This window comes from Maridesulfovibrio spiralis (SeqCode) (assembly GCF_048571135.1).
GTDB lineage: Bacteria > Desulfobacterota > Desulfovibrionia > Desulfovibrionales > Desulfovibrionaceae > Maridesulfovibrio > Maridesulfovibrio spiralis.
The window spans coordinates 2,317,398-2,331,738 of the sequence record NZ_CP182344.1 but is presented as its reverse complement, the minus strand read 5'-3'; the positions used below and the strand labels follow the sequence as shown (position 1 = coordinate 2,331,738).

8 protein-coding genes are annotated in these 14,341 nt (G+C 48.9%); 4 read left to right on the top strand and 4 right to left on the bottom strand.

From position 1 onward, the window contains the following. Positions 1-4: 4 nt before the first annotated feature. Positions 5-4,447, bottom strand: a complete 4,443-nt coding sequence (locus ACNI29_RS10430; protein ID WP_419778316.1) for a response regulator — start codon at positions 4,445-4,447, stop codon at positions 5-7. A gap of 379 nt (positions 4,448-4,826) precedes the next feature. Between ACNI29_RS10430 and ACNI29_RS10425 the strand changes: the two genes are divergently transcribed. From ACNI29_RS10425 to alr, 4 genes are all read left to right on the top strand, one after another. After that, positions 4,827-6,452, top strand: coding sequence for a sigma-54 interaction domain-containing protein (locus ACNI29_RS10425; RefSeq protein WP_419778315.1), 1,626 nt, complete (start codon positions 4,827-4,829; stop codon positions 6,450-6,452). Between the two features lie 481 nt (positions 6,453-6,933). Next, entirely contained in the window at positions 6,934-8,055 is a 1,122-nt protein-coding gene (gene ald / locus ACNI29_RS10420; RefSeq protein ID WP_419778314.1) for an alanine dehydrogenase, read from the top strand. 239 nt (positions 8,056-8,294) lie between these two features. Further along, positions 8,295-9,683 carry an alanine/glycine:cation symporter family protein gene (locus tag ACNI29_RS10415; RefSeq protein WP_419778313.1) on the top strand — a complete coding sequence of 463 codons (1,389 nt, stop codon included), beginning with the start codon at positions 8,295-8,297 and terminating at the stop codon, positions 9,681-9,683. Positions 9,684-9,817: 134 nt separating this feature from the next. After that, positions 9,818-10,963 (top strand): alanine racemase, encoded by a 1,146-nt coding sequence (alr, locus tag ACNI29_RS10410; protein WP_419778312.1) that lies wholly within the window; start codon positions 9,818-9,820, stop codon positions 10,961-10,963. 552 nt (positions 10,964-11,515) lie between these two features. Here alr and ACNI29_RS10405 read toward each other — a convergent pair. From ACNI29_RS10405 to ACNI29_RS10395, 3 genes are read right to left on the bottom strand one after another with little or no spacing between them, the layout of a single operon-like run. Continuing rightward, positions 11,516-12,370 carry an ABC transporter permease gene (locus tag ACNI29_RS10405; protein WP_419778311.1) on the bottom strand — a complete coding sequence of 285 codons (855 nt, stop codon included), beginning with the start codon at positions 12,368-12,370 and terminating at the stop codon, positions 11,516-11,518. Beyond that, positions 12,367-13,221: an ABC transporter permease gene (locus tag ACNI29_RS10400; protein WP_419778310.1), complete on the bottom strand. Its 855-nt coding sequence runs from the start codon at positions 13,219-13,221 to the stop codon at positions 12,367-12,369. Before ACNI29_RS10400 ends, ACNI29_RS10405 begins: the two co-directional genes overlap by 4 nt. A 1-nt stretch (position 13,222) precedes the next feature. Beyond that, positions 13,223-14,305, bottom strand: coding sequence for an ABC transporter ATP-binding protein (locus tag ACNI29_RS10395; protein ID WP_419778309.1), 1,083 nt, complete (start codon positions 14,303-14,305; stop codon positions 13,223-13,225). Between the last annotated feature and the right edge of the window lie 36 nt (positions 14,306-14,341).

Below are 14,341 nucleotides of genomic sequence, written 5' to 3'. Positions count from 1 at the left end.
TTTCCTACCTGTGTTCCAACGTAATACCCAGTTGCTCCGCAATCATCTCCAATACCGAGCGTCCGTCATCAAAATCGAAATTATCAATGTGTCGGGTCAATTCATCCAGTTGCTTTTCATATCTTTCAAGATTGAAATGAACCCGTAACTCATCCAACACATCTCCGCATTCAGCATCACCTTCACCGAGCATCATATACAATTTGCCAATGAGATTAAAACTTTTTTCTTTATTAAACACATACTCACGGCTTTGCTGATCCTTAACGGACTCAATCCCCTCCAGTCCTTCGAGGATCATTTCCAGTTCAACCACTAGGGCTTCCAACTCCCCGGCGGAGTTATCACCTCCTTCGCCGCGCAACTCTCCTTCAAGAGAACGGCAAAGTTCATAAAGTCTAGTCGCCCCTATATTTCCGGCAATCCCTTTAAGGGAATGAACTTTAATCAGAGCCTGCTCCGGGCCAGAAACTGATAAAACTTTTCCAAGTTCAGCCGGGAACCCAATAAATCCGTCCCTGAAACCCAGCAGAACTTTTAAGTAGCCCTCCCTATTTCCGCCGATATTACGCAGCCCGCGGGCAGTATTGATACCGGGCAAATCCACAGGCAGGAAATCATCATCTTCGTCGGTTTCCTGCTCCGGGGTGTAGACGAAAAGTTCTGTGTCCAGATATTTAGTCAGTGCTTTTCTTAACTCCTGCGTATTAATGGGCTTAGTCAAATGACCGTTCATCCCCGCTTCGAGACTCTTTCTCTTATCATCCGGCATAGCGTGGGCGGTCATGGCAAGGATAGGAATATTCCCGTAACGTCCATCCGAACGGATAATCTTTGTGGCTGTAAGTCCGTCCATCTCCGGCATCTGAATATCCATCAAAACCAGATTATAAACCTCGGTAGCCAAAGCATCCAAGGCTCTGCGCCCGTTCCCGACAACATCAACCTCCATGCCCATTCCTTCCAGTATACGGCGGGCAACCTGCTGATTCAATTCATTGTCTTCTACGACCAGAAGTCTGGGTGGTTTGCCTTTAAAATCCAGCTCACATTCTGTTCTTTCCAATTCATCAAGAGCTACAGAAACTCCCGGATAATTAAATTCATTACACAGGGCCTTATACATCGACAGCCGGGTCAACGGCCGGGAGACAAAGCCGTCCGCCCCCATAAAAGCGGCCTCACTACGAAATTCTTCATCCACATCCACAGGAACCATCAAAATAAGCGGCACATTTTCCATTCCAGCAGTTGTCTTGATCCGCCCAACAACATCAAGCACGGGCAGGTCATACAGTTTGGCAGACATAAAAATAAAATCGATCCCATCCAGTCCATTCGGCGCAGCCACCCTTTGAATCACACCGGCAGCTGAACTGTCCACAGCCACCCTGAAGCCCGCATTTTCCAATGTCGAACGCACAAACCCCCGGGCAAGCCTATTGCTCTCAACCACAAGGATTCCCACACCGTCCTTGACTCTGGGAAGATATGATCCGCTACCTTCATCAGCCTTCTTCAAGGGGACAGTAAAATAGAAAGAGCTTCCAACTCCGGGCTGACTTTCAACATTTACAGCTCCACCCATCAGCTCCACAAGTGAACGGGCAATAGCCAGCCCAAGCCCGGTTCCACCGTATTTACGGGTAGTAGATGCATCTGCCTGAGTAAAAGAATTGAATAATTGGGATATTTCAGAAGCACTTAACCCAATACCACTATCCTTGACCGTAAACCTGATCTGAGAATCATCTTTGCAACCGTTCTCACAACTAACAATCAGACTGACTCCGCCTGTTTCGGTAAATTTGACGGCGTTATTCACAAGATTGGTCAATACCTGTTCCAGCCGCAAGGGATCGCCATAAAGAGAGAAAGGAACATCCGGGTCAACGGAAAGGACATAATCAATCCCTTTAAGCTCTGCTTTAACTGCAACCATGTTGCAGATTTTCTCCAGCACCGTGTCCAGCTTAAACTCTACATTTTCAAGTATGAATTTTCCGGCCTCAATTTTGGAAAAGTCTAGGATATCACCGATAATGGAAAGCAGGGAATCGGCAGAAGACATTATCTTATCAAGGTTCTCCCGCTGGGCAGGTTCAAGATCGCCATTCTGCATCAGAGAACCGAACCCAAGGATACTGTTCATGGGGGTACGTATTTCATGACTCATGTTAGCCAAAAATTCTGATTTAGCACGGGTGGCCGCTTCGGCAGCAAGCCTCGCCCGGTTAAGCTCTTTTTCAACCTGCCTGCGCTCTGTAACATTACGCATACACTCAACAGCACCGACAATTTTACCGGCACGGTTGCGCAACGGCCCGGCTACACCCCAAAAATAAGCACCTTCCCCGTCAAAAGCCCTTGGGGTATATACCTCTCCATAAAGCACATTCCCACGGCGTTCCAATGATTCATACCTGTCGGTAAGCGGGTCCAGATCATCTCTCAGTGCAAAATCAATGAGAATAGGCCTGCGCTCGCCGTAAAAAGGTATCGCATATTCATAGTCACCTTTCCCGAGCATATCCTTCTTGCTCACCCCGGTGACATCTTCAACAGCCTTATTCCAGGCCTGAATAATTCCGGCACTATCGATAACAATAGTCGGGTCTGGCAGAAAATCAACAATATCATTCAGCCGCTGGTTGGTGTCCTCCAGCTCCTTCTTGGTCCTCCGGTTCTCGGTAACGTCGCTTAATGTGGCCTGCAAAAGAGGAATTCCGTCGATCTCCATCTTGCGGGCACGCACGCTTGCGAAAAAATTTTCACCATCCCTGCGCCTGCAAACAATATCAAAATCCATTCCTCCATCTTCTAAAGTCGTGCGTATCCAACTACTTAAAAGTGTGTCTACCGAAACTCCGGCAGGCTGATCCGGTGAAATAAGATGACTGGGATTTGTAGCCAGCAACTCCTCTTCGGATGAACAGCGAAACATTGAGACCGCTTCCGGGTTGGCACTGATCAAACGGTGATCAAGATCCATCAGCAGAATGGCATCACTGGCATTATCAAAAACAGCCCGGTATTTAATCTCCCTTTCCTTAAGGGCAAGAGTCTGCTCACGGCCTTTTTCCACAAGTGACAAACGCTCCAGCGCCAGCCCCACATAAGAAGAAAGAAACAGCAGAACCTCAAAATCCTTTTCATCAAGAATCCGCTTGGAATCATAGGACTGAACAACCATGACACCGACAACATCCCCCCACAGCTTAAGGGGAACTCCCAACCAGATTTCACATCCGGGTCCAATTAATTCATACTCACCCTCATCGCGCAACCCCAGACGGGTCCCCCTGTCGCCGAACAAAGGCTCCCCGGTTCGGATCACATAATCAGTCAGCCCGACCCCCATTTTCCTCGTAGATGGAGCAGATTCTTTCTCGTCCGAAAAGTACGGAAAGCTGATCATATCTGTTTCCCGGTCATACGCCGCAATATAGAAATTACGGGCATGCATGAGCTTATTAACCTGGCCCTGCACAATAGAGTAAAATTCATCAATACCTGAAACACGGGACACCGAAAGAGCTATTTCATAGAGGATATTGTGAACCTTCTCCATTCTGCGACGACGCGACACTTCCTTGTTCAATGATTCATTCAGCTTAAACAACTTGCGGTTCCAAAAAATAATCGTAGCCAACGCTAATAGAAGAACAGCAACGAGGAAAAGGACCTCTCTATAATCAGTAACCTGCTCATAACGAACGTCAAACCACTTATGACGTATCTCACGGTGTGCTTCATCATCAATGGCCGCCAGCGCTTTATTGATGATGGACACAACCTGCGGATATTCTGGAGAAACACCTATGCGATGCTCAAATTCATATTTAGTGGTTCCGGCAATTTTCAGATTCTTCAGCCCCAACCTGTTCATATTATCAACGACAACCGCCAGATGGCCCACAAAAGCATCAACCTTCCCCTTGGTCAGCAGCAACAGGCCTTCCTCCACATCCACACTTCCCACGAGCTCAATCCCGGGATAATTTTCCTCGAGATAATGATAACTGGTGTATGCTTGCCCTGCTGCAACCCTCTTATCTTTAAACTGCGAAAGATCACTTACAGATGCCTGACCACCAGCAGTAACTATAACTAATGGAAATGAGACATAAACATCTGAAAACAGAATATCCCGCCCGACCATTTCTTCAAGACTAAGTGCCGGGATAAGATCCAACTCATGCCGGGTATATTTATTCAGGACTTCAGCCCATGAGCGGCTGTTGATAAACTTGAATTTAAGACCGGACAGCTCGCTGATCATCGCCATATAGTCCGCAATAATTCCCCGAAAATGACCATCTTCATCAATAATGGATAGCGGCTCCCAGTCCACCTCACTGATGCGCAGAACAACCCCCTTACGGAGAAATTCCTTTTCATCATCAGTAAGCCCCAACCCGGGCAGCCCATCCTTTTGAACAGACATGGAAGGTTTTATAAATTCCTCGGCGCGGGAGTCAGGGGAACCTAAAAACAACAGAACGAACAAAACAAATAACAGGACGACCTTCTGCCGAAAAGAAGACTCAGACACCCTAACTGTATCGGAATATGAAATCACAGGTTCCCCATGAGGTACAGGTTACTACGTAAGCATGAGATTATCAGCTGCATGCCTAATGAACAAGGGGGCCCTCACTGCCCAAGAAACTCATGGTAACTGTACAAACCACTGGAACAAAAAAATCAGACCGATTCACCCGCAATTTCATCTATTTGCACAGTATGGTTCAAAAAGTTTCCATTTTTTATTTATTTTGAATAAAAAAGTGATTACTCTCATTCCAAACATAAGAGGAAGCCGTATGCCTGAAAACAAAAAGTATAAACTGCTGTTCAAGGACCGGATCGGGATTGTCTTTGATATCACCAAGCTGATGCTTGAACACAAGTTGAACATCATCAGCATGGAAGTGGAGCAAAAAGACGGTTTCGCCCGCATATCACTGGAGATAGAAGAAGGACACTCATATGAAACATCAGAAATACTCAACCTTTTCTCCTCACTTCCTGGAATAGACAGCCACTGCGAACTGAAAAGACTGCCTCAGGAGAAAAGGGAGAAATGGTTCCGTACTTTATTTGACGGCATGAGCGAGGGCATTGTCTCTGTCAACTCCAAAGGGATCATCAATACAGCCAACAGTGTCGCCTGCCATATTTTGAACACTCCCTACGAGAGTCTCGTGAACACCTATGTCGGTGAAATAACGCCAAAAAACAATCTACTCATGGAGTGCATGCAAAAACGCATTCCCGTAAACAGAAGAAAATCTGCGGTCACCAGCACCGGACGGGTTGATTTTTACGGATCAGCCAAACCGATTCATGATTCTCAGGGGGATTTTGTCGGCGCGGTTCTGCTCATGAAAGATCTGCAGGAAGTTAAGGCAATGGTCGACGCAGTGATGACTCCCATCGACTTCAAGTTCGATGACTTCATCGGCGAAAGCCCGGCCATCCAGAATCTGATAACCTTTGCCAAACGCATCGCAGAGCTGGATACAATTGTCTCCATCACCGGAGAAAGCGGCACAGGTAAAGAACTTTTCGCCCGGGCCATCCATTTTGAAAGCGGCCGCCCCGGCCCGTTTATCCCCATTAACTGTGCGGCCCTGCCCGAACAGCTTATCGAAAGCGAACTCTTTGGCTATATTGACGGAGCCTTCACCGGAGCCAAAAAAAAAGGCAAGCCCGGTTTATTTGAAGCAGCCCATAATGGGACTATTTTCCTTGATGAAATCGGCGATATGCCTCCCGGACCACAAGCCAAAATCCTGCGCGTTCTGCAGGAAGGCTGTGTGCGCCGCATCGGTGGGGTTGAAGAAATACCGGTGAATGCAAGAGTAATCACTGCAACCAACAAAAATCTTACCGACATGGTTGCTGCCGGGGATTTTCGCGAAGACCTTTTCTACCGCATCAATGTCCTTAACATCCAGATTCCACCCTTACGAGAAAGACACACCGACATCACGCTTATGGCTGGGATCTTCCTGAACCGCTTCAACCGCAAATTGGAAAAAAAAGAACAAACTATCAGCACCAGCGGACAACAAAAGCTACTCGCTTACAGCTGGCCGGGCAATGTGCGCGAACTGCAGAACGTTATCGAACGCGCCTCAATTTTCAGTAATTCCAATGAAATTTCAGCCGAATCAATACACATAAATGCCGACCAGCAAACGACCTGCGGCCAACAATGCAGAACGATTCCGTTTACAATCCAGCAAGGCACTTCGCTGAAAGATATGATCGGTAAATATGAAATGAAAATATTGCTCGATACCCTGAACACAACTCCGAGCATCCGCAAGGCTGCCGGTAAACTAGGAATATCACACACAGCCCTGCTCAAAAAGATTCAAAAACATCAGCTACGTAATAAAAACAAATCAGTTCCATGGGAACCAACAGATGCTGTCGTATAATCTTTTTTAGTCCAACAAATTCTTGTCCCCGCATCCATCCAAATGGATGTGGGGATTTTCTTTTTGGAATCTTTTATTACCACCTTTCATCCGTTTATTTTCGCCAACCAGCCTCCAATCCGGTACATTTTCACCCTATGGTAACTTATCATACCATTAACAACAAAACCACACAATTTCTGCCGCTTATCTCTTATTCAACCGCCTGAACGGAAACTTATCGGACCACCGCTCACAACACCAAAACTAACCCACATTGTTGAATTATTTTGTGAATATCTGCACAATCTTTAATTATTTTCTCTAAACATTCGTTTTTACGCGATTTAACATTGCGATAAATACGAAATTACGAAATTCCACCAACTTTGGCACACGGATTGCGATAGGGAAAACCAGCCAAGAGAGTTCAGACTCTTTTTTCAAAAAATACGCCCCGTTGTGATTGCGGGGGAAAACAAACAAATCAGGAGAGTTGGAAATGAAAGTTGGTATCTTGAAAGAAATCAAAGCTGAAGAGAACAGAGTTTCCATGACACCTTCCGGTGTTGAAGTCATGATTGCAAACGGTCACGAACTTTGGGTTGAAAAATCCGCCGGTATCGGCAGCGGTTTTTCCGACGAAGACTACATTGCAGCCGGTGCTAAGCTCATCGACACTCCCGCAGAAATCTATGCGGAATGCGAAATGGTCATGCACGTTAAAGAACCCCAGGCTTCTGAATACGACATGGTTCGTGAAGGCCAGATCGTTTTCACCTATTTCCACTTTGCTCCTGACGAGCCCCTGACCCGCGCATTCGTCAAAAACAAATCCATCGCTATTGCTTACGAAACAGTTGAAGGCGACAAAGGCGACCTGCCCCTCTTGACCCCCATGTCTGAAGTTGCCGGACGTATGTCCATTCAGGAAGGTGCTAAATACCTCGAACGCTACTTCGGTGGACGCGGCATGCTCATGGGTGGTGTAACCGGCGTTGCTCCTGCAAGCGTAGTCGTTATTGGCGGCGGTGTTGTAGGTACCAACGCAGCACTCATGGCCTGCGGTCTGGGCGCAAAAGTAACTATCCTCGACATGAACCTCGAAAGACTGAGCTACCTTTCCGACATCATGCCCAAGAACTGCTTCCCCATGATGAGCAGCCCCGCTCTGCTGCGTGAACTGGTTCAGGAAGCTGACGTTGTTGTCGGTGCAGTTCTGGTTGCCGGTGCAAAAGCACCTAAACTGGTTACCCGTGAAATGCTCAAATCCATGAAAAACGGTTCCGTAATCGTCGACGTCGCCATTGACCAGGGCGGTTGCTTCGAAACTTCCAAGCCCACCACCCACGGTGATCCCGTTTACGACGTAGAAGGTGTTATCCACTACTGCGTAGCAAACATGCCCGGTGCAGTGCCCATGACTTCCACCATGGCCCTGACAAACGCAACCCTGCCCTACGCTCTTGAAATCGCCAACAAAGGCTGGAAGAAAGCAGCTCAGGAAAGCAACGCAATCAAGACCGGTATCAACATGGTCGGCGGACAGGTTACCTACAAGGGCGTAGCTGACGCATTCAATCTCGAATACACCCCCGTTGAAGGCGTTCTGTACGACAACTAATAGTAAGAAAAATCTGCTGACAATTCAGATCAATAAGTAAAACCAGGAAGACTGCCTGAAGTGAAATAAGACAATCACATAAAAGCACTGGAGCCTTGCGCAGACGCTCTGCGCAAGCTTCAGTGCCTTCCTAAACCCCACAGGGAAATAGGTCCGGTCTGCTCACCGGAAACCTTACACCACAGCTGGAGTTTTTTTCGGCAGTCTGGGAGTAACCTGTAAACTTACAAGGGGATGATATGGAATTCTTGACCTTACTGGACGGACTGGTTGGAAAAGTAGGAGCCTTCGCATGGGGACCGCCCATGCTTGTCCTGCTCGTCGGAACAGGAATATGGCTGACTTTCTCTCTGCGCGGACTGCAGTTCAGAAAACTGTGGTACGCCCTCTACCTCGCCCTTATTAAACGCAAAGAAGACACTGACGAACCCGGCGACATCACTCACTTTCAGGCCCTGATGACCGCCCTCTCCGCAACAGTCGGTACCGGTAACATCGCAGGTGTAGCCACAGCTATCGCTGTCGGTGGCCCCGGCGCACTGTTCTGGATGTGGATCACCGGCCTCGTGGGCATGGCCACCAAATACGCGGAAGCAGTACTGGCTGTTAAATACCGCGTTGTCGACGAAAACGGCGAAATGAGCGGTGGTCCCATGTACTACATCTCCAAGGGCCTCAACATGCCTTGGCTCGGTACTCTCTTTGCTATCTTCGCTTCCATCGCATGTTTCGGCATCGGTAACATGGTTCAGTCCAACTCCGTTGCCGACGCTGTTGAAGCAACCTACGGCGTTTCCCCCTACATCACAGGCGGCCTGCTGATGGTCCTGACAGCTGCAGTTATCCTTGGCGGCATCAAAAAGATCGGTAAAGTTACCGGACTGCTCGTCCCCGTCATGATCGTTTTCTACATGGCCGGCGCAGCTTACATCATCATAGCTAATATATCTGCAGTTCCCGCAGCATTCGGCCTCATTTTCGAACAGGCTTTCAACCCCACTTCCGCAGTCGGCGGTTTTGCAGGCGCGACTGTAATGCTGGCCATCCGCATGGGTGTTGCCCGCGGGGTATTCTCCAACGAATCCGGTCTCGGTAGTGCTCCTATCGCAGCTGCTGCTGCACAGACCAAAGAGCCAGTAACCCAGGCTCTGGTTTCCATGACCCAGACCTTCATCGATACCCTGATCGTCTGCACCATGACCGGTCTCGTGCTGATCATTACCGGAGCATGGTCCAGCGGCGCCACCGGCGCGGAACTGACCACCGTAGCCTTTGCTGCAGGTATGACCGGCGGTGCACACATTGTTACCATCGGCCTGATCCTCTTCGCCTACTCCACCATCCTCGGCTGGTGTTACTACGGTGAAAAATCCATGGAATACCTGTTCGGTGTTAAGGCTATCCTGCCCTTCCGCCTCGTGTTCATCTGCTTCGTTGGTATCGGCGCCATCGCCAAGCTCAGCTTTGTATGGAACATCTCCGATACTTTCAACGGTCTCATGGCCATCCCCAACCTTATCGGTCTGCTTATGCTGACCCCGGTTGTTGTGGCAGAAACCAAGAAGTATTTTGAAAAACAACGCTCCACTAACGCAACTCCCTCCGCTGCTACTGAAACTAAAAAATAGTTTCATAGAAGCAAAAGAAATACGGACCCCACATAGACCTTCCTTCCGGGTGCTTACCACCACCCGGAAGGGGTCTGAATAATGTTTAACCTTCAAGCCGACTATTTCTGGCCGGCAGAAGAATGAGGTTGCCCATGCATAATCCAGCATCATTCGCCCCGGTCTGGGCTGAAGTAGACCTGAAGGCGATCGAACATAATTTCGGCGAGGTGCAACGGCTGCTCAAAGGTCAATCCAAAATCATGGCTGTAGTCAAAGCAGATGCTTACGGACACGGCCTCAGCAAAGTAGCGGCCTTGCTGGATGACGCCGGCGCGGAGTATTTCGCTGTAGCACGTCTTGATGAAGCAATCTGCATACGGAAGCAAGGCATTGAAAAACCGATTCTGATCCTTGGGTACACTCCCCCGGAGGCAGCGACCGAGTTATTTCGCCACAACATAACGCAGACTGTATTTTCAACGGACTACGCACTGCGGATCAATGAACAAGCTCGAGGCTGCGGAAAAATAAAAGTCCATATAAAAGTAGACACCGGAATGGGTCGTCTCGGACTGGTACATGAAACCATGGACGGCATGCTGCCGGAAAACATAGCAGTAATTCACCAGCTTCCCCATCTGGAAACAGAAGGTATTTTCACACATTTCGCGGCCAGCGATGAAGCGGACAAGACAAGCGCACTCAGCCAGTTGCGGCATTTTAAAAACATCATTGCAAATCTTGAACAAAAGGGCATCCACATCCCTATAAAACATGCGGCCAACAGCGCGGCGATCATAGATCTCCCGGAAACATATCTGGATATGGTCCGCCCCGGAATAATGCTTTACGGGCTGTACCCCTCGAACGGAGTGCACCAGCAGAACGCGGAACTGAGACCGGCCATGCAGGTCAAAGCGCGTATAGCGCAGGTAAAAGATGTCCCTGCAGGATTCAGGGTCAGCTACGGCCACACCTACACAACCCCCGTAGCCACAAAGCTGGCCACCATACCGCTAGGCTATGCTGACGGCTACAGGCGTCAGCTGTCATCAGCCGGAAAGGTGCTTGTTCATGGACAACAGGCCCATATTGTAGGCCGGGTATGCATGGATCAGAGTGTAATAGACGTCGGCACAATTAAAAATGTTGCTGCCGGTGATGAGGTGGTCATAATCGGACATCAGGGACAAGCGGAGCTTTCAGCGGAAAGACTGGCCTGTGAACTTGGAACCATCAATTATGAAATAGTTTCCACTCTCATGGCCAGAGTGACCAGAGTCTATAACGACATATAAATTTACAAAATTTCCGGAAGCATCCCTTAACTGCGCATTCCCTCACACTCAGTGCGCATTGTCCCGGTTACCACGCGGGACAAAGGTCTGACCGGAAAAAGCTATCCGGGTCCGGGAACTGATTCCAATCCGCATAACGGAACAGATCACGGACAACGGAAGCCCTTGGAAGTCCATTAAATTGGACATTGCCCGACGCAGAAATCAAACCCCGGTTTCTGCCGGACAACGACCTGTGACACCGCCGAAAACCAAGACTGACCCCAAAGCATGGCAACGGCGAATGGAGGTATTTATCAAGGCAGAAGTGTATATTACACCAGAACATTCCGGACGGTTCCATGGCTAGACGGAACCGCAACACCGGAATACAGCCGTTCAACTCTGGCGGCAAACGGGTTCTTAAGCTGAAAGATAAAACAGAGTAAATGGATTCTTACCCAAACAGAACTGTTTGGTATCATGGCTAAGGCGTGTATTAGTAAAGCCCGGTAACGGATTATCCGCTACCGGGCTATTTCATATACAGCAGTGCAGAAAATCTTACCTCCCCTACTCCTCTCGTTTAGAAAAGTAGAGATTACAAAGCGCCATCAAAGACGTTCCCACAATAAGCAATAAGGAAACGGCATTGATCACCGGGGTACTTCCGTCCCGGACCTGCAGGTAAAGATTAATGGGCAGTGTCGGCTCCGAACCGACTAGAAACAGGGTGGTGTTAAAGTTCTCAAAACTCATCAAAAAAGCTACCGCCCCGGCGCCGATGATAGCCGGACGCAGAAACTTCAAAGTAATATACCAGATAACCTCCAACTGGGTTGCGCCAAGATTCAGGGCCGCTTCTTCGAGAGAATGGTCGAACTTGCGCAACCTTGCCGAAACAACGAGGGTTACAAAAGTAGTAATGAATGAAAACTGTCCCAGTACTACCAGCCAGAAGCTGGGCCGAAACACTTCGAAATCCAACCCGAATGCCTCATCAAAATAGGTTCCGACAGTATTCGATGCCAGCAGCAGCGAGATACCGAGGATAACGCCGGGAATGACCAGCGGGGCCAGCATGAGAAAATAAAGCAATCCCTTGAAACGGAATTCTTCTTTTTCAAAGAGGAAGCTGGCGCAGGTTCCAACGATCACGCTCAGGATTGAAACGAAGAACGCAGTCTGGAAACTGGTCACAATGGACCGAAGATTCTGGTCATCATGAAAAATACCGATTCGCTCCGGTCCACTGGAAATAAACCAGTCCATCGTGAAGCCCTTCCACGGCAGGGAAGGAAAATTTGAATTATTAAAGGCCAACACGCAGGTCACAACCAGCGGGGCAAACAAAAACACAAAGTACAAAATAATGAAACAATTGAAAGACCAGTTGTAGGTCTTACTACGCGGCAGGGAACGGATCATGATGCCACCTCCCCTAATTTCTGGCGGGTCAGTTTAAGTCCGGCCCAGATAATCAAAGAGCTAAGGATCAGCAACAGAAAGCCGAAGGCCGAGCCCTGATTCCAGTTGAAGCTGGCAATAAACTGATTGTAAATCTGCTCTGTGAACCAGAGGGAATTCTTGCCGCCCATGAGGTTCGGAGTCAGGTAGTTCCCGAGCACAAGCATGAAAACCACAATGGAACCGGAGGTGATCCCCGGTTTGCAGTGCGGGATAATGATCGTTCGCCAGATAGTCCACTGCCCGGCCCCCAGATCATGGGCCGCTTCGATAAGGCTGTCGTCAAGGCTCTCCATCACCGAAACCAAAGGCACAACCATGAACAGCATAGAAGTATAAACCAGCCCCATAATCATGGTCGCATCGTTGTAAAGCATCTCAATTGGCTTATCGACAACACCCAGACTAAGCATAAAAAAGTTCAACACACCGGACTCGCGTAATAGAATCATCCAGCCGTAAATACGCACCAGCTCACTGACCCAGAATGGCAGCAGGAGCATAATCATAAGCGCTCCCTGCACACGCGCACGGGCCAGCTTGGCGATGTAAAAAGAGACCGGCATTGAGAGCAGGAACACAATGAAAGTGGTTACAATAGCATAGAGGCAGGTACGCACAAAGGTCAGCCAGTAGATAGGCTCATCAAAGAAATTAAAATAGTTTTGCAGAGTCCAGACCATGTCGCCATAATCGTTCTCGCCCCTGAAGCTCATGGTCAGCAGGTCGCAAAGCGGCAACACGATCAAAAGAAACAACCACAGGATTACCGGAGCGAAAAATATCCAGAAAACCATTCGTGAACGGGCCATATTACTCCTCCGCTCCAAAACAGATTCCGGAATCAGGATGCCAGCCCACAGCAATTTCATTACCCGGCTCGATGTGATCAAAACGGCGGTTCTGGGGCAGGCTGACGATCAGTTCATGGTCTTCCTTGGTCACAGTTAGCAAACGACTGTTGGCTCCGTCGAAGAGAATACTTTTTACAGTCACCTCAAAGACATTGAGTCCGCTGCGATCCTTGGGTTCAATCAGCATGGCTTCCGGGCGCAGGAAGAGATCTGCCCGTCCGTCACATGTACAATTACCGTGAGGCTTGGTCTGGAATGTGTAGCCTTCGTCGGTGACAATGCGGACTTTTTCGGCGTCACTTTCAACAACCTTTCCGCTCCATTTATTATTATCGCCTACAAACTGGGCCACAAAGGGAGTCGCGGGCTTGCCGTATAGTTCCTGAGGACTGCCCACCTGCTCGAAGCGGCCTTTATTCATCACCGCCACCCGGTCGGACATTACCAAAGCTTCGGACTGGTCATGAGTTATATATATAAATGTTGTCCCGACCTTGGCCTGCAATTTCTTAAGCTCCACCTTCATCTGTTCGCGCAGCTTCAGGTCCAGCGCACCAAGAGGTTCATCAAGCAGCAGAACCGAAGGTTCCAGCACCAGACAGCGGGCAATGGCTACACGCTGTTTCTGACCACCGGAAAGCTGGTTGATCTGTTTGCTTCCGTATCCGGGCAAACCGACCCGCTCAAGAATGGTTTCGATTTTCTTTTTAATCTCAACCTCTCCCACACCGTGCCTTTTAAGCCCGAAGGCGATATTCTCAGCAACATTCATCATGGGAAACAGGGCCAGATGCTGGAAAACCAGATTAACCGGACGCTTGTTGGGTGGAACTCCGAGCATGCTTCCACCCCGGATTTCAATATCCCCGGAAGTAGGCTCCTCAAACCCGGCAATCATGCGCAGCAGTGTAGTCTTGCCACAACCGGAAGGTCCGAGGATTGAAAAAAACGATCCGGCGGGAACATCAAAGGAAACACCATCCACGGCGGTGAAATCGCCGAACCTCTTCACCATATCGGAAACAGAAAGGTCATTAATCATGGAACATCGTCCGGGGTAGAAAATTTAGGAAAGGCG

Excerpts from the sequence above, each read along its gene's own strand:
- ACNI29_RS10430 (WP_419778316.1), bottom strand. The coding sequence starts at position 4,447 with ATGTCTGTTCAAAAGGATGGGCTGCCCGGGTTGGGGCTTACTGATGAT.
- alr (WP_419778312.1), top strand. The coding sequence starts at position 9,818 with ATGCATAATCCAGCATCATTCGCCCCGGTCTGGGCTGAAGTAGACCTG.
- ald (WP_419778314.1), top strand. The coding sequence starts at position 6,934 with ATGAAAGTTGGTATCTTGAAAGAAATCAAAGCTGAAGAGAACAGAGTT.
- ACNI29_RS10405 (WP_419778311.1), bottom strand. The coding sequence starts at position 12,370 with ATGATCCGTTCCCTGCCGCGTAGTAAGACCTACAACTGGTCTTTCAAT.
- ACNI29_RS10400 (WP_419778310.1), bottom strand. The coding sequence starts at position 13,221 with ATGGCCCGTTCACGAATGGTTTTCTGGATATTTTTCGCTCCGGTAATC.
- ACNI29_RS10425 (WP_419778315.1), top strand. The coding sequence starts at position 4,827 with ATGCCTGAAAACAAAAAGTATAAACTGCTGTTCAAGGACCGGATCGGG.
- ACNI29_RS10415 (WP_419778313.1), top strand. The coding sequence starts at position 8,295 with ATGGAATTCTTGACCTTACTGGACGGACTGGTTGGAAAAGTAGGAGCC.
- ACNI29_RS10395 (WP_419778309.1), bottom strand. The coding sequence starts at position 14,305 with ATGATTAATGACCTTTCTGTTTCCGATATGGTGAAGAGGTTCGGCGAT.